At 62.2% G+C, this 15296-nt stretch carries 16 protein-coding genes; 8 read left to right on the forward strand and 8 right to left on the reverse strand.

Annotated features, from left to right (window positions below):
- The first annotated feature begins 172 nt into the window (after window positions 1-172).
- Window positions 173-1069, forward strand: a complete 897-nt coding sequence (locus tag GE027_RS10260; RefSeq protein ID WP_153557102.1) for a YwqG family protein — start codon at window positions 173-175, stop codon at window positions 1067-1069.
- The gene (locus GE027_RS10265; protein WP_153557103.1) at window positions 1066-1485 is read left to right on the forward strand and encodes an SMI1/KNR4 family protein; all 420 of its coding nucleotides are present in this window, start codon (window positions 1066-1068) and stop codon (window positions 1483-1485) included. The genes GE027_RS10260 and GE027_RS10265 overlap by 4 nt, the downstream gene beginning before the upstream one ends.
- 127 nt (window positions 1486-1612) lie before the next feature.
- Here the strand turns inward: GE027_RS10265 and GE027_RS10270 are convergent, their stop codons facing one another.
- A complete protein-coding gene (locus GE027_RS10270) occupies window positions 1613-2965 on the reverse strand; it encodes a peptidylprolyl isomerase (RefSeq protein WP_162006666.1) in 1353 nt (450 codons plus the stop codon).
- Between the two features lie 112 nt (window positions 2966-3077).
- On the opposite strand from GE027_RS10270, the gene GE027_RS10275 reads away from it, so the two are divergent.
- Window positions 3078-3755 carry an RsmD family RNA methyltransferase gene (locus GE027_RS10275; RefSeq protein WP_153557105.1) on the forward strand — a complete coding sequence of 226 codons (678 nt, stop codon included), beginning with the start codon at window positions 3078-3080 and terminating at the stop codon, window positions 3753-3755.
- 80 nt (window positions 3756-3835) lie between these two features.
- Here GE027_RS10275 and GE027_RS10280 read toward each other — a convergent pair whose 3' ends face one another.
- The 3 genes from GE027_RS10280 to GE027_RS10290 form a co-directional block, all read right to left on the reverse strand.
- Window positions 3836-4633, reverse strand: coding sequence for an SDR family NAD(P)-dependent oxidoreductase (locus GE027_RS10280; RefSeq protein ID WP_153557106.1), 798 nt, complete (start codon window positions 4631-4633; stop codon window positions 3836-3838).
- A 166-nt stretch (window positions 4634-4799) separates the two neighbouring features.
- Entirely contained in the window at window positions 4800-5660 is an 861-nt protein-coding gene (locus GE027_RS10285) for an aminotransferase class IV (RefSeq protein ID WP_162006667.1), read from the reverse strand.
- On the reverse strand, window positions 5657-6697 hold the full coding sequence (locus GE027_RS10290) for a hypothetical protein (protein ID WP_153557108.1): 1041 nt from the start codon (window positions 6695-6697) through the stop codon (window positions 5657-5659). Before GE027_RS10290 ends, GE027_RS10285 begins: the two co-directional genes overlap by 4 nt.
- 190 nt (window positions 6698-6887) lie before the next feature.
- Here GE027_RS10290 and GE027_RS10295 point away from each other — a divergent pair, with 190 nt between their 5' ends.
- Complete coding sequence (locus GE027_RS10295) at window positions 6888-7265, forward strand: hypothetical protein (protein WP_162006668.1); 378 nt, start codon at window positions 6888-6890, stop codon at window positions 7263-7265.
- A gap of 41 nt (window positions 7266-7306) precedes the next feature.
- Window positions 7307-8335 (forward strand): transglutaminase-like domain-containing protein, encoded by a 1029-nt coding sequence (locus tag GE027_RS10300; RefSeq protein ID WP_153557110.1) that lies wholly within the window; start codon window positions 7307-7309, stop codon window positions 8333-8335.
- A gap of 94 nt (window positions 8336-8429) precedes the next feature.
- Here GE027_RS10300 and GE027_RS10305 read toward each other — a convergent pair whose 3' ends face one another.
- Together GE027_RS10305 and GE027_RS10310 are read right to left on the reverse strand one after the other, a co-directional pair.
- Complete coding sequence (locus GE027_RS10305) at window positions 8430-9242, reverse strand: TatD family hydrolase (RefSeq protein WP_153557111.1); 813 nt, start codon at window positions 9240-9242, stop codon at window positions 8430-8432.
- Window positions 9243-9333: 91 nt separating this feature from the next.
- Window positions 9334-9588, reverse strand: coding sequence for a hypothetical protein (locus tag GE027_RS10310; protein ID WP_153557112.1), 255 nt, complete (start codon window positions 9586-9588; stop codon window positions 9334-9336).
- A gap of 227 nt (window positions 9589-9815) precedes the next feature.
- Here GE027_RS10310 and GE027_RS10315 point away from each other — a divergent pair, with 227 nt between their 5' ends.
- On the forward strand, window positions 9816-11447 hold the full coding sequence (locus GE027_RS10315; protein WP_153557113.1) for a hypothetical protein: 1632 nt from the start codon (window positions 9816-9818) through the stop codon (window positions 11445-11447).
- Window positions 11444-11782 (forward strand): hypothetical protein, encoded by a 339-nt coding sequence (locus GE027_RS10320; protein ID WP_153557114.1) that lies wholly within the window; start codon window positions 11444-11446, stop codon window positions 11780-11782. The genes GE027_RS10315 and GE027_RS10320 overlap by 4 nt, the downstream gene beginning before the upstream one ends.
- A gap of 20 nt (window positions 11783-11802) precedes the next feature.
- On the opposite strand, the gene GE027_RS10325 is transcribed toward GE027_RS10320, so the two are convergent.
- Entirely contained in the window at window positions 11803-12045 is a 243-nt protein-coding gene (locus GE027_RS10325; protein WP_153557115.1) for a hypothetical protein, read from the reverse strand.
- A gap of 215 nt (window positions 12046-12260) precedes the next feature.
- On the opposite strand from GE027_RS10325, the gene GE027_RS10330 reads away from it, so the two are divergent.
- Window positions 12261-13013: a sensor histidine kinase gene (locus GE027_RS10330; protein WP_390621584.1), complete on the forward strand. Its 753-nt coding sequence runs from the start codon at window positions 12261-12263 to the stop codon at window positions 13011-13013.
- 107 nt (window positions 13014-13120) lie between these two features.
- Here the strand turns inward: GE027_RS10330 and GE027_RS10335 are convergent, their stop codons facing one another.
- The gene (locus GE027_RS10335; protein ID WP_153557116.1) at window positions 13121-15034 is read right to left on the reverse strand and encodes a DNA gyrase/topoisomerase IV subunit B; all 1914 of its coding nucleotides are present in this window, start codon (window positions 15032-15034) and stop codon (window positions 13121-13123) included.
- Between the last annotated feature and the right edge of the window lie 262 nt (window positions 15035-15296).

Here is a 15296-nt window from a genome sequence, read left to right on the forward strand (position 1 = left end):
CGTTTGGGATCACGATAGGATGGATTTGCTTGATGTTGACACGGATCAGAGATTGTCCCGTTCCCATGGCGGCGAACCATCGGATGCAGGTGAGCCGCCGAATGGAACTTCCGAAGTCGATGGAACATCAAGCGCCGCGACCCGGTAATCGTTGACGTTTTTCACCAGAATCATGCACCCACGATTTGACAAGCTTTTGACCAGCGCAGGGTTGACGCGAATCGCTTCGCAACTTCGTGAAGCGGCGATGCCTGCGGTCGGCATCTCGCTGGAACCGATGTCAAGGACGCGCGCGTTGGCTGTAAGCAAACTCGGCGGACGGCCCGACCTTCCACCGAATTTCGCTTGGCCAACCAACAAGGGGCGGCCGCTGGACTTTTTGCTCCAAATTAACCTTGCCGAAGCACACGAGTACGAGTCAACGCGTCTTCTTCCCGCCTCTGGACTGCTCACATTCCTATACGACCTCAACGACCAACCCTGGGGCTACGACCCGGCGGATCTCGATGGTTTCCGTGTCATCTATACGCCCGATGTGAGTGAGCTACGGTCGCACGACATTCCCGACGACCAGTTCGCTCTTTCTGAATGCGCAATTCGTTTTTATGCGATGCAAACGCTGCCGCATTTCGGCTCGCGTGCCGGGGATTCGCTTATGGCAACGGCGCAATTCTCCGACGAAGAGTTGAATTCGTATTTTGAACTGTCAGCACAGATCGAAGATCTTTACTCAATTCGCGAGAATGCTGGCAACCATCACTTGCTCGGTCATTCTTCAAACATCCAAGGCGACATGCAGCTTGAAGCTCAACTGGTCACCAACGGGCTGTATTGCGGCGATCCGACCGGATACGAAGATCCAAGGCGAAGAACACTCGAGCCAGGTGCCGATGATTGGGTCCTATTGCTCCAGCTCGACAGCGACGACGGCGTGGACATCATGTGGGGCGATTGCGGAATGCTCTATTATTGGATTCGCAAAGATGACTTGGTGAATCAACGATTCGAGAACGCATGGATGACGCTACAATGCTGCTGCCCCCAACCGACGGTGGGGAAAATGGTATGAACGATTCGAAACGTGATCAGCTGGCCGATGCATTCGCCGCACTGCCGGACGGATGCAAGCACGCCAGCGCAACGGAAGGTCAACTGAAGGCGTTTGAATCGACCTTTGGTCCGATTCCGGATGACTTTCGCTGGTTCCTACTTCAATGCGGGGGTGGCACGATCGGTAGCGAATGGGTCGATGGAATCGATGAACTGCCCGAAACACATCGCAGGTTCAGGGCAGAATGCGAGCGTGAGGCCGGATGGACAATGGCTGGTGTGTTCGTCATCGGATGGGACGGTGGCGGCAATCCGTTTGGGATTGAGACGCCGACCGGCAAAGTGTTGGTCGAGGACCACAACTTCGGCGGCATCCATGAGCTGGCTCCGTCGTTCGAGGCTTTTCTCGAACGTGGACTCCTCTCGAACAGATGATGCGACGGAGCAGTGCGGTATACCGGGGTCGCGGAGCCGTCGTTTTTGACGATGCAAACCCTCTCCGGGCCTAAGAGCCCGACTCTCCCAAAGGGAGAGTGATGCCGAAATAAAGGTTGCGACGTGCTTAGTTGCTCGCAGGCAGCCCGGCAGGTGTCAGAGCCGATTCGCGTTCGACGTACTCGACGGCGTAGTCGTGGTCGCGTTTACGTAGCACTCGGGCGGTCAGAATACGGTCCGGAGGCAACTGGACTTCGTTCTCGTCCTTTTCCTTGGTGGGGTCGATCCGCGTGAAGTAGGCGACCGCAGACATGCCTTCGACAACTCGCCCGAACGTCGTGTACTTGCCTTGTCGAAAGTCCATCGGCAGGTACATGATCATGAATTGGCTGCTGGCCGAATCGGGAACGGTACGGCCTTCGGGATCTCGGGCAATCGCTAACTTGGCCATCACCAGAGATCCGTGCAGGGCCGCGCGAGCGTCGGGGTGATCGGCTTCGTCGGGGATGTATTGGCCGGAGTTGCCGGTGCCGTCGCCGTAGGGGTCGCCGGTCATGGCGAACAGGTGTTCCATGACCTGATAAAACGGCAGTTCGTCGTAGAAACCCTGCTCGACCAGTTGGATGAAGTTCGCCACCGTGTTGGGTGCCTGGTCTTCATACAGTTCGATCACGACGCGTCCCCGGGTTGTGTTCAGTTCCACCAGCGGCAGGTCGTCGGGATCGTTGGCCAAACGCTGTTGCTCGGCCTGATACGCCTCGGCCAGCTTGTCCATGGTGGCCAGCAGCCGCAGGTCGTTATCCTGCGGCTCCTCGGTCTGCAGGGCTTGTTGCAGGTAGTTTTTGGCTTTCTCGAAATTGCCGGCCACCGTGTGCACCCGTCCGGCGACCGAGTAGAAACTCGGCTCGGCGTGTTCTCCCAGAAACTGCTCCAGCATATCGACCGCTTCGGCCAAACCTTCATACCAGTCCAGGTTGCCGCGATGGGCGACCGTGCGGGACAGAAACCTTTTCAGGTAACCCTGCCCTTCGGACTGATGCCGCAGCATTTTGATCGCCTGCTGGAACACGTCCTCGAACCGCTCGCGGACCACCTGTTGGTGTTGCTGGACGATCTGCCGATATTCCTGTTCGGTTTGGTCGGTCCCGTTGTGGAAACGGATCTGAGCCTCGCGGACGACCCCGATCTCCTCAGCCCAGGCGGTCGTCAGCCGGTCGAACTCCGTCATCATCTCCTGCATCTCGGGGTCGACATCGACATTGATCGCGGCCGCGGAGGAAAATCGCGGGGGCCTGGTTGCGGGGGCGGCCGGCGGTGCTTCATGGACGTGCCCTGAGTGATCCTGGGCGTCGACTGGCGGGACAGGGCCGATGGCATCCCCCCCATTGTCCTGGGCCGCAAGCGACCAGGGCAGTGCCAGGGCGAGGACGAGGGAAGCGGCACAGACGAATAAACGATGGTTCCGGTGGACGGTATTCATGCGGTACACTACGCAGGACGATCCTGAAAGGTTTGATGGGCACTCCTTCGACCACCCCCGCCACACAGAATGCTTCGCTGGTGGGCCGGTCGAACACGAAAAAAGGCATTGTATGGCTGGGCGATCCGGACCGCGAACACGCTCGTCGCGCAAGAGTGGCGAAACCAAAACAAAGCGTCCGCTGAAGTCGATTGGACCGACGAATCTGCGGATCATCGGCGGCTCGATGGGCGGCCGCCAGATTCGCTACAACGGCCAGCGTTCGACTCGGCCGATGAAGGACAGCGTTCGCGAAAACTTATTCAATGTGTTGGGAAAGCAAGCGGTGCAGGGCGCGGTCGCCTGGGACGTATTCGCCGGGACCGGCGTCCTGGGCTTCGAATCGCTCAGCCGTGGAGCCGCCCGGGCGGTGTGTTTTGAAACCAACCGACCGATGGCCCGCTCGATCCACGAAGCGGTCAAGCAACTGCAGGTGGAGGACCGGTTGCGCGTCGTGATCGGGGACGCGTTTCGCATGTTGCCGCAGTTGATGACGCGCGAGGAGGAACCAGTGCCCTGGTTGGTCTTCGTCTGCCCGCCCTACGTGTTCTGGGACGAGAAGCAGAAAGAGTTGTTCGAGATGCTGCGATGGGTTGCCGCCCACGCACCACAAGGCAGCGTGATCGTGACCGAAACCGATGCCCACTGGGACATGGCTCAGTTGCCGATGGAACCCTGGGACATCCGCCGTTACGGATCGACGCAGCTGGGCTTCTACGAGCCGCCGGCGCTGTGCGCCGGGCTCGATTAACGCCTACCCGGCCCAGGTGCCTGTCCGGTTCAGGTGCCTGCCCGGCCCAGGTGCCTGCCCGGCCCAGGTGCCTGCCCGGTTCAGGCCTCGGCCGGTTTCTCTTTGGTGCGATACATCTCGCGCCAGGGCAACTGGATCCCGCCGTCGATCGTCAGGGTGCTGCCGGTGATGTAGGCGTTTTCGGGACTGACCAAGAAGACGACGCCTTTGCCGATCTCGTCGCTGTGTCCCAGTCGGCCCAGCGGCAATTCGCTGCCGCGTTCGCGGAGCGTTTCTTCGGAAAAGAATTTGCGTTCGCCGGGCGTATCGGTCCAGCCGGGATGGATGATGTTCACGCGAATGCCGAACTCAGCCAATTCGACCGCGGCGGTGCGAGCCATTTGATCGACGGCGGCTTTGGCCATGTTGTAGGCCATGGCGCCGGGGATGGCCAGGTGCGCATGGGGGCTGCTGATCGCGACGATGTTTCCCTGGGTTCCGGAGGCCTGCATGGTGAGGGATGCTTTGCGGACCAAATAGAACGCGCCCCACATGCTGACGTCGATGGTTTTGCGAAACCCGTCCAAGTCCGCTTGATAGAACAGTTCGCGGTCGCTGTACACGGCGTTGGAAACCACGATGTCCAGGCCGCCCAGTTTGTCGACCGCTTGATCGACCAGGTCTTCGACTTGTTCCTGCTGGCCCATATCAGCACGGATCGCGTGGGCTTGGACTCCCTGGGCGCGGCAGGTCTCGCACACCTGTTCGGCTTCGTCGCCGTGGCTGCGGTAATTGACGATCACGTCCGCGCCGGCCCGCGCCAGTTCCTCAGCCACCCCACGGCCGATTCCTCGCGAAGAACCCGTGACCAACGCTTTCTTGCCGCTTAATACACCCATGGAAATCTGCCTCTCCTCCGGCCGGAGCAATCATCATGCTTGAAATCAAGTTGAACCAGAACGCCTCTCGCCGGCTGGACGCAGTACACTCCGCAAACGGGGCGGGCCCGTAAACGGCAGCGGCATGGCCGGCGCGGTCAAAGTATACCGCCTTGCCAGCCGAGGGTCAGCCGCCGTGCGGGAAAGCCGCGCGTAGCCGGCGACACATCGGGCCACCCCCGGCGGGTGGACGCAGATCGCTGTCGTCGCAGTAGCCGTTCCAGACGCCGGCCGTGGTACCGAACAACAGGATCTCGTCGGCCTGACGCAATTCTGCCGGCCGGAGCGGTTGGTGCCGCCACGGAATCCCTTCCAGCCGGGCGTGCCGCTGCAAAAATTCCTGCGTGATGCCGGGCAGCACACGATCCCGCGGTGGACTAACGATGGTTTCGCCAGCGACGATTGCCAGATTGGCGACGCTGGTTTCGGTCAGGGAGCCGTCGTCGTCACGAAGCACGCCCAGGGCCTCCGGATGAACTCTTCTGGCCGCTTGATCGGCCAAGTAGTAATGCAGCCGAGTGCGAACCTTCCAGCTCCGCGGCCAACACCGCTCGCTGGGTTGATGCACGTCGGTCAGGACCAGCGGTTGTCCCTCGTGTTGGTGCCGAGCGATCCGCACAGGGTCCAGGGCATTGCAGTGCAGGCCGACGGTGGGCTGATCGGCGTGAAACAGTCCGGGCGTGACGAAGAGGGTGACGCCGAAAGCGGTCTGCGTGGCGATCCAGTCGGCGTTCCGCACAACGAGTTCTCGCAGCAGCGAATCAAAATCGTAGTCCGCCGCATCGATCTGCAGTCCGGTCAAGCAGCGCTGCAGGCGCGCCAGGTGTGCCGGCACCTGAAACAGTTTGCCGCCGTAGCTGCGCAGTCGTTCGACCGCGGTCACGCCCTGCAGGAAGGCGAAGTCTTCCAGTGCGATTCGCATTTCGGATCGCGGCATCCAGTCGCCGGACAGAAAACCGATGGTTGCGTCATTGCCGATGTTGCTCACTGGGGCGTTTCTTTCAGCAGCATGCGGTACATCTCGGCTCCGGCGTTGCATTCGCCCAGGTAGTAATCGGCTTCGACATGTCGCCGGCCGACGGTTCCCGCACAGTTGCGCGCCCGCACCGGCAACCGGCTGCCGTCATAGCGCGGTCCGAAACCTTGGGGACCGCGATAACCGAGTGCCTGCGAACCGGGATCGAGAAACGGATAGCGTTTGAGGACGGCGTCGCGGCGATTGTAAAGAATCGTCAACGACGCCAAGTTGCGCGTGGCACCGCCATGATAGCCGTGGGCGCACAACCAATCCTCACCCAGCGCCGGAGCGATCAACCCCGCCGAGACATGAGCGCCCTGGATGTGCGGCGGCGGCAAGGAGCGGCCGGCCAGGTTTCCCCCGCCCAGGGCGTGCAGACCGCCGGTCGCGATGCGGCCGCCGAAGCTGTAGCCGATCAACCGCGGACGGTGCCCTCGGTCGATCAATTCACGCATCAACCATGCCAGGTACAGACCCTGCGAATCGGTTCGCTGGGCCTTTTCGCGAGCGTCGGACAACAGCAAACCTTCCTGCGCACTGGGCCAGCTCCAGATCAACCAACGCACCGGCGGGGTGAGCTCGCAGCGGTGAGCCATGGTCCGGCGATAGACCAACAAACCGCGGTGCGCAGCACGTCCGGCTTCCATGCGATTGCCATGGATATAGATGACGAAGACTTCCTCCGGTTCGGCGGCCAAGTATTCTGCCAAACTCGACGCGGCAGCCCGGCCGCAGCGATCCAGACGGCTGATCCGAAACCCGGGGTGCTGGAGATCGGCCCGGCAGACGTTTGTCGTCAGGCGGCGAGTATCCAACAACCACAGCGAATCGGACGGCGTTTGGGGCGTGCCGGCAGTGCGGATCGCCGGCGAGTCGGGAGCGGGCACCCCGAGCGACGGCGCAGCGTCCCGCGAAACCGCAACTCGATCGGGCGTGGTGCCGCGCACCACGGCGACCGGTGCCGTGAGCGTCATGCAGAAGATAAACAGGAATTGCCGTGCGAACATGGGAGTGATCAATCAAGGGTGTTGTGGAGTTGCCTCAACAAATTGTTGCCCAAAAAACACATGTTGCGTTTGCACCACACCAACGGCGTCCTAGATTTGTACGGCTCCGTGTGGGAGTCAATCGAATACGCTCGCTTTGCACGACATGGGGAATGTAATGAAGACTCAAGTTTTAATGGCTGTTTTGGCTTTGACAACGTTGTCCACGACCGGTTGCTGTGGCCTTCGGAATATCCTGTTTGGTCGCGGAGCCGCTTGCGGCCCCTGCGCCTCCGACGCTCCGGCTCTGAACATCGCGCCGCCGGCCATGCCTTCACCCTGTGGCGGAGCCTGCGGACCGGCGGTCTCGCCCTACGCCGGCGAGCCCGGATGCGGGTACGAGGGAGCAACCAGTTACGCGCCGGCTTTTGACGGTGGCATCATCGGAACGGGGCTGCCCTACGGTGGTGTCGGTAATCCCTGGACGCCGCGCGGCGAGTACACGGTGCCCGGATCCACGTTCTACAGCGACGGTGCCCCGCCACAGCCGATGACGCCCAGCACGAATATGGGTAGCGTTTCGCCGTAGTCGTCGCTCTTGTTCGTCCCTCGCCGATTACCATGGATCGTATGAGCACTGTATCTTTCGGCCTGAAACAGGCCCTGATTTCCCTCTGCTGTGTGACGGTTGCCCTGGGGCTGGCGTCGCCGTCGGTTTATGCACAAGCCGGCCTGGACCCGGACGCCGGCGATCCCGCGGCCGATGAGGCGGGCGCCGACCGACCGCTGCTGGAATACGCCGACGGGCAGACGCAGACATGGCAGATCGGCCTGCGTTTGGAAACCCGTGGCGCGAACTGTGTGAACATCCAGGCCACGTTTCCGGTGCCGGTGGAATGGCCCGAACAGAAAGTCCGTCTGGTCGACCAGCAGGTGGATCCGCTGGTCAGCAACTGGGGACCGCGTGACCTTGCCGGTGGCGTGCGTCAGGTTCGCGTCCTGATGGATCGTGCTCCGGCAGGTAGCGAAGTAGCGCTGTTGTTGACGTTCGAGATTGAACGTTCGCGAATCCTGGGTCCGACTCCGGAACAGGCGGCCGAGCTGCGGATCCCCAAGCGGATCGACCGTGAGTTGCGTCTGGCGATGGGCAACAGTCCCTACATTCAGACCACCGACGCCCGCATCCGCGCGGTCGCTCGCGAGATCGCCGCCATGGAAGCGGAGAACGACTGGCACCGCGTCGAGCTGGCCTACGACTGGGTCCGAGACAACGTGACCTATACCGAAGGACCGATCAAAGCCGCCGACGAAGCACTCCGCGACGGCACGGGCGACTGCGAAGAACTGACCAGCCTGTTCATCGCCATCTGCCGCAACCTCCGCGTGCCGGCTCGCATGGTCTGGATTCCCGGTCACTGCTATCCGGAGTTCTACTTGGAAGACGCCGAAGGAAACGGGCACTGGTTTCCCTGTCAGGTCGCCGGAACGCGGCAGTTTGGCAAGATGGACGAGTACCGTCCGGTGTTGCAGAAAGGCGATCGATTCAAAGTCCCCGAACACTCCGCGCCCCAGCGTTACGTTTCGGAGTTCTTCACCTGCAACAAGCTCCGCGGCAACGGCGACCCCCAGCCCGTTTTCATCCGCGAATTGGTCGAGTAAACGTAGCCGAACTCGCCAGAGTTTGGTGGGGTGGGGAAACGCGAAGGATATGTCTGGTCCAAAGTCTGGCGACTTCAGCTACGAACATGGTGCTTTAGGAGCGTGGGGTGAAGCGGAAGTTTTTGCTTTTGGCGAAGAACTCGCGGGGGTTGTCGTAAACGACCTTACGGATCAGCGATTCGCTGTGGCCGCGCTGCCGCAGTTCGAAAATCAGATCCGGCACGGCCGTCGGTTTGCTCGGGCCCCAGTCGCCCGCGGAATTGGCCAGTAACCGCTCGGGGCCGACCATTTCGATCATGTCGGCCGCGCGCTGGGGCGTGCATTTGGAGACCGGATACAGCGTCATGCCGGCCCAGTAACCGTCGTCCAGCACGGCTCGGATCGTGTGTTCTTCGACATGATCGACCAGGACGCGCGAGCGATCGATTCGCGAGTCGCCGTTGAGCATATCGAGGATCATGCGGGTTCCCTGGTACTTGTCTTCCAGGTGCGGCGTGTGGATCAGGATCGGCTGGTCATGCTTGATGGCCAATTCCATGTGTTCGAGAAACACGATCGACTCGTTACGCGTGTTCTTGTTCAGCCCGATTTCGCCGATCCCCAACACGCCCGGGGCGTCGAGAAATTCGGGGATCATCGCGATCACATCGCGAGCCAGCGAGACGTTCTCCGCCTCTTTGGCATTGATACACAGCCAGCAGAAGTGCTGGATGCCGTACTGGGCGGCGCGTTGCGGTTCCACTTCGGTCAGTTGCCGAAAGTAATCCCGAAAACCATCGGCCGAACCGCGGTCGAAACCGGCCCAAAACGCCGGTTCGCTGATCGCCACACAGCCCATGCGGGCGAGCGTCGCGTAGTCGTCGGTGATACGGGAGACCATGTGGATGTGCGGATCGATGTAATCCATGTCGTTGCGGCTGCGGATGGGGGCGAGAAAAAAAGAAGCTTCAGAGAGAACCGTTTGGGGGGAGCGCTGTTCGAAGGCCAGCCGGCAATCCCTACAACTCCATCTGGGACCGCCAGTCCTCGCTGTAGGCCCGCGAGAACAATCGCTGTAATCGCTCGGCACGTCCCGCTTCGGGGTCCGCTAACATCGCGATGGCTCGGTCCAATTGGTCTTTACGCGGGTCGCCCGACACGTCCCCTTGAGCTCGGTCCAAACGGTCCAAGGTCGCCGCGACTTCCAGCAGTCGAGCGCGAACTTCCAGGAAATGACGGTCAAGCAACGTCGAAGCGTCAGCTGGCGAAGACATAGCAGTCAAAGGTGGGAGGGGGAGGCAACGTTCAACCACTCAGTATACCGTTTCCGCGACGTCGATGGAGAGGTCGGGCGGGGCGAGGATCCTGTGGGTTGCAACGATTCCAAGGCGGCACTTGGGATGGTTCGCTGGCAAAGCCTGTGTTCTGAGTCAAGCTTGCCGGTCAGGCAATCGATGAGGTCTTTTATCCGGAACCGCCATCCCTCTGCTCGTTGCCTTTCATGAACGGCCTGGAACGCACCTTTCAATTCCTCGAGACCGCTCCGCAGGACCCCGTCCTCGAGGTGCTGCGGCCGGCCCTGCGCACGCACCAAGCGGTGGTGCGGCGACGGGCTCTGGAGACGATCGTGCGGCGGGACGAGCCGGAGGGTTACGAGTTGGTGATCGACCTCTGGGACCAGTTCGACGGCGAGGCCCGGGCGCGGTTGGCCGACGCGCCGGCCGGGTTGGCTGCCGCCCTGCAAACGGTGCTCGAGGGCCAGGACGACGCGCGGTTGCTGCGAGCCCTGGAGATGATGGTCACGCTCCGCTCGTTCGGATTGGTTCCGGCCGTGATCGATGTGGCGGAAAGCTATGCCAGCCAGCCGGTGCGGGTCTTGGCGCAGCGGACCGTCTTCGACCTGGCCAGCGAGATCGGCGCAGAAGCCCGGCAGGACCGCGATCGTCCGCTCGTCCGACGGCCCCTGCAGCGAGCCTTGGCGACTTCGGTGCTGCGTTACCCGGTCCATCAACAGGACCGACTGGTCGATGCCCTGCTCAGCTGCTGTGGGCCCAACGACAGCGAGCTGTTGACGTTGTTGGCCCCGGGAACCGATACGCGAGAGGTGCTGCTGCGGCGGCTGGCAACCAGCCGCGAGGCCGCCGTCACGGAGCTGTTGGCCGCGATGGTCCATCGCCAACGGCTGTGCAGCGAGCTGGAGGAGCGTATCGCCGAGCGTAGCGACGCGGTGTTTGCCAGGCAGTTGTTGGCTTCGATCGGCGACAAGTTCAGCGGCCATACGCGGCGGAACTTGGCGCTGATGGGACTGCCACGATGCTTCCAGCCCGAGCACCTGGAGCCGCAAACGCTTTCTCGTCATGACCGGCTGACGCTGGCTCTGGTCTACGCGGTCAGCGATCGCGACTCGGTGCGGGCGCTCACGCGGTTGCTGGACGCTCTGGAGAGTTTGGATCAGGACGCTTCGGAATTGGCCGGTCCGCTGATGCAGACGCTGCTGCGGTTTCCGGTCCTGGACAAGGATCTGCTGCTGCGAGCGGCGGCCAGTCCCGGCCTGGCGGCCGCCGAACGGGCCGCCCAGGTCGCCGAGCCCGCCGCCGAGCCCGCCGCCCAGGTCGCCGAACGGGTCGCGCAGGTCGCCGAACGGGCCGTGCAGGTCGAGGAGCCGGCCGTGCGGTTGTTGCGGCGAGCCATTCACGCTCTGGCGGAGGACCGATCGCCCTACGCCAAACCGCTCCGCCGCATCTTTTCGCCGCTCTCTGCAGCGGCGGTGATGGGCCAGTGGGACGAGCTGCGGATGGCGACCCGCCGGAGGATCGGACGCGTCGTCTTGCAGATCGATCCTCAGGCAATCGCGACCGTTACCGATCGACTGCGTCATCCGGTGCTCGGGCGACGTCTGGAAGGGATCCTGGCGGCTGTGGCCCTCGAGGTCGTCGACGACGTCTGTGAACCGCTGCTGAGGATGGTGGCCAACGATCACTTGGAGGCTCGCGTGCGGGCGCTCGATGCGTTGAAATTCGCGACGGATGAATCTTCCTACCGCCTACTGCTGCAGTTGTCCGAGGGGCCCGTCGGGGCGATTCGCGATGCCGCCCTGGAGGCCCTGCAGCACCGAAACGAGGCTCGAGCATGATCCATCCCGGTTCTCTGACCAGTTATGCCGTGCTGGCGGCCGTACCGATCCTGGCCGCCCTGGCCGGATATGCGGTTTACTGCTACAGCGATCCCGAACAGCGGCGGATCGGAGCGTCCGAACGGTTGTGGAACCAGCTGTGCCGGCTGCACCGCATCAGTTACCACCATCAGACGCTGCTGCACACGATCGCCGAAAACAGCGACATCGATAACCCGGCCATCCTGTTCGTCCTGCCGGATCGTTTTGATCAAGCCGTCGCCGATGCCGACGACCAATTGACCGCCGCAGAGAAGCAGGCGGTTGGCCTGCTGCGGCGACAGATGTTTGAGTAGGGAAGCCGCAGGCCACGATGCTAGGCGGCCGCGTGGTAGGACTGCAGGGCTTCTTCCAGCTGGGCGAGCTGTTCCGGCAGGGACAGCGAGAGGTCGACAAAGATCCAACGCGAGCCGCCGAATTCGCACCAGCCAGTGGTCTCGCCACAAAGCCATTCGGTGCGGATGCGAAACCCGGCCCGCCGAGCTTCGGCCAGCCGCTGACGCATTCGCTGGACCACGTTTCGTTCGATTACGGCAGCATCCTGCTGGCTCTCAGACATCTCGACACCCTCGGTGGGAGTTTGGATTGCGACCGAAAGAAAGATCGCGTGCCTAGCTTGTCGGCACCACGGCAGGACAAACCTAAAGCATCGAATGTCAAAGCGTGCGGGCCGACGTAATCCTTCTATAGCGAACGGCTGCTACGTCCCGATAGATCATTCCAACCGGAATCCATCCCTCGACGTCATTGCCCCCCATACAAGGTAGCCGATCCGTGTCGGAACAACTGGAACAGCAAGTCGCCCAGCTACAGCAGCAACTCTCGGCCATGCAGTCGATGGCCACCCTGGGGGAGTTGACCAGCACGGCGACGCACGAGTTCAACAACGTGCTGACGACCGTTATCAATTACGCGCGCCTCGGCATCCGCAACAAGGACGAGTCCTCGCGGGACAAAGCCTTCGACCGCATCCTGGACGCCTCGCAGCGGGCCGCCAAGATCACGGCCACCATCCTCGCCCAGGCCCGTCATCGCGATGGCGAATTAAAACCCACCGATGTGCGCGAGTTGATCGCCGATTCGCTGGTCCTGCTGGAACGCGAAATGCGCAAGTATCGCGTTTCCATCGAAACCGACCTGGCCGACGATACGCCCCTGGCCGTGGCCAACGCCAACCAAATCCAACGCGTGCTGCTGAACCTGTTGATCAACGCGCGGCAAGCGATGCCCGAAGGCGGTACGGTTTTGATCCAGACCCGGGCCGACGGCGGCGAGTTGGTGCTGTCGGTGCGAGACTACGGCAGCGGCATCGCGGCGTCGGAACTGCCCAAGATCTTCCAGCCGTTTTATTCCACCAAGCAGGGGCCGGACGAAAGCGGTAAAGGAGGCACGGGGCTGGGACTGGCCGCCTGCAAAGAGATCATCGAGACGCATCGAGGCCGAATTCGGGTCGAGAGCACCGTCGGCAAAGGAACCGCCTTCATCATCCGCCTGCCCGCAACCGACGAACAAACGGCCGCCGCCTAAGCCACAAAGTAGCTCGGCTGTCCCAGCCGAGAACAAACTGTTTCACAGGCACCGAAGCCTGAGAGGGGATGCTCCGCTACTTTCGCGGAGCGAAAGGCGACTCTGGCCTACACGTCCAGCTCTTCGACCTCTTCGGCTCGTTCCATAATGAAGCGGAAACGGGCCGAAGCGTCGCGGCCCATCAGGTCGGCGATCACCCGGTCGGTCTCCAAGTGGTCGTCCACCTCCACCCGCAACAATCGCCGCGTGGCCGGGTTCAGCGTGGTCTCCCACAGCACCTTGGGCATCATTTCGCCCAAGCCCTTAAAACGTGTGATCTCGGGATTGGCTCGGCCCTTGTGTTCTTGCAGGATGCGGTCCCGGTCGGCTTCGTCGGCGGCCCAGTAGGTTTCTTTGCCGATGTCGACGCGGAACAGCGGCGGCTGGGCGATGTACAGACGTCCGTCGCTGATCAGGGCCGGCATGTGCCGGTAGAAGAACGTCAGCAGGAGTGTCGTGATGTGGTGTCCGTCGGAATCGGCATCGGCCAGCAGGATGATGCGGTCGTAGCGGAGGCTGGAAAGGTCAAGGCCCGCGCCGATCCCACAGCCGATGGCCGTCAGCATGTCCTGGATCTCTTTGTTTTCCAGCATCTTTTTGATCGTCGCACTCTCGGTATTCAGCACCTTGCCGCGGAGCGGCAGGATCGCCTGGAAGTTGCGGTCCCGACCCTGTTTGGCGCTGCCGCCGGCCGAATCACCTTCGACGATGAACAGCTCCGAATCGCCGCGACCGCTGGACACACAGTCGCTCAGCTTGCCCGGCAGCATCGTGCGTTTCGATCCGCCTTTGCGCGAGACCGCTTCGGACGCCGCTCGCGAGGCGGCCCGGGCCCGGGCCGCCGCGATGATCCGGGCGACAATCGTGTCGGCGACCGAGCGGTTGTCGTTCATCCACTGTTCGATCGCCGGACGCACCAGTCCTTCGACGAACGGTTGGACTTCGGGGTTGTTCAGGCGGTCCTTGGTCTGGCCTTGAAACTGCGGCTCGGACGTGAACACCGACACGATCGCGATCAAGCCTTCGCGGATGTCCTCGTGCGACAGCTTCACGCCGCGAGGCGTCAGGCTGTGCGTGTCGATGTAGTTGCGAACGCCCTTGGCCAAACCGCTGCGGAAGCCGGTCTCGTGCGAGCCGCCACTGCCGGTAGGGATGCCGTTGACGTAGGAACGAACGTGTTCGTCGGTCGATTCGGTCCACTGCAGGACCAGTTCCAGGCGGTGCTCGTTCTCCTCACGCAAGGTGAACGGTTTCTCGTGGATCGGCCGCGCGCTGCGCTGCTCGAGCACTTTGCCCAGGTAGTCCACGATGCCCTGTTCGTGCAGATAGGTTTGCTGGGTCCCGGCCGCTTCGTCGACGTAGGTGACCTTCAGACTGCGATGAATGAAGCTGACCGTCTCGAGCCGCTGGCGAATGGTTTCGCTGTCGAAGTGCGTCTTGGGAAAGATGGTCGGGTCGGGGGCGAAGGTGATCGCCGTACCGGTCCCGCGAACGGTGCCTTTTAATTTCTGCAACCTCGACGTGGCCACGCCCTTGGCGAATTGCATGCGGTACTGGCTGCCATCGCGTTTGACGACCGCCGTCAACTCTTTCGACAGGGCGTTGACGACCGATGCCCCCACGCCGTGCAGGCCGCCGCTGGTCTTGTAGTTGTTGCCGTCAAACTTGCCGCCGGCATGCAGCACCGTCAGGACCATCTCCAGAGCAGGCTTCTTGGTCTTGGGATGCTTGTCGACCGGGATGCCCCGCCCATTGTCGCTGACCGTGATCGACGAGCCGTCCTTGTGAAGCACGACCTTGATCTCGGTGGCGTGTCCGTTCATCGCTTCGTCGACGCTGTTGTCGACGACTTCCCAGACCAGGTGATGCAGGCCGGCGCTGCTGACGCCGCCGATGTACATCCCGGGTCGCTTTCGCACCGGTTCCAAACCTTCCAGGGCGACGATGTCTTTAGCGTTGTATTGTTTGGCAACCGTACTCACAGGGGCGGTACTTTCCGTAGTTTGAAAACGAGGGAGATGGTAAGCGAGGCGGGGGAGAGGGGTCGGGGGTGAGGGGGAATGCAGAGCAGCAACACCATGGCCGTATCTCGATGCGGTGCACGGCCCTGGGGATCGTACGTTATGAGTCATTCCGTTGCACCCGAGCCCCCTCACCCCCGGCCCCTCTCCCACCACTGCTTCACTCGCTGACGCTCGCGGCGCAGCGGGGGAGAGGGGAGAAAACGATTCTCTTCATACATAG

The sequence above is a fragment of the Roseimaritima sediminicola genome (assembly GCF_009618275.1).
Taxonomy (GTDB): domain Bacteria; phylum Planctomycetota; class Planctomycetia; order Pirellulales; family Pirellulaceae; genus Roseimaritima; species Roseimaritima sediminicola.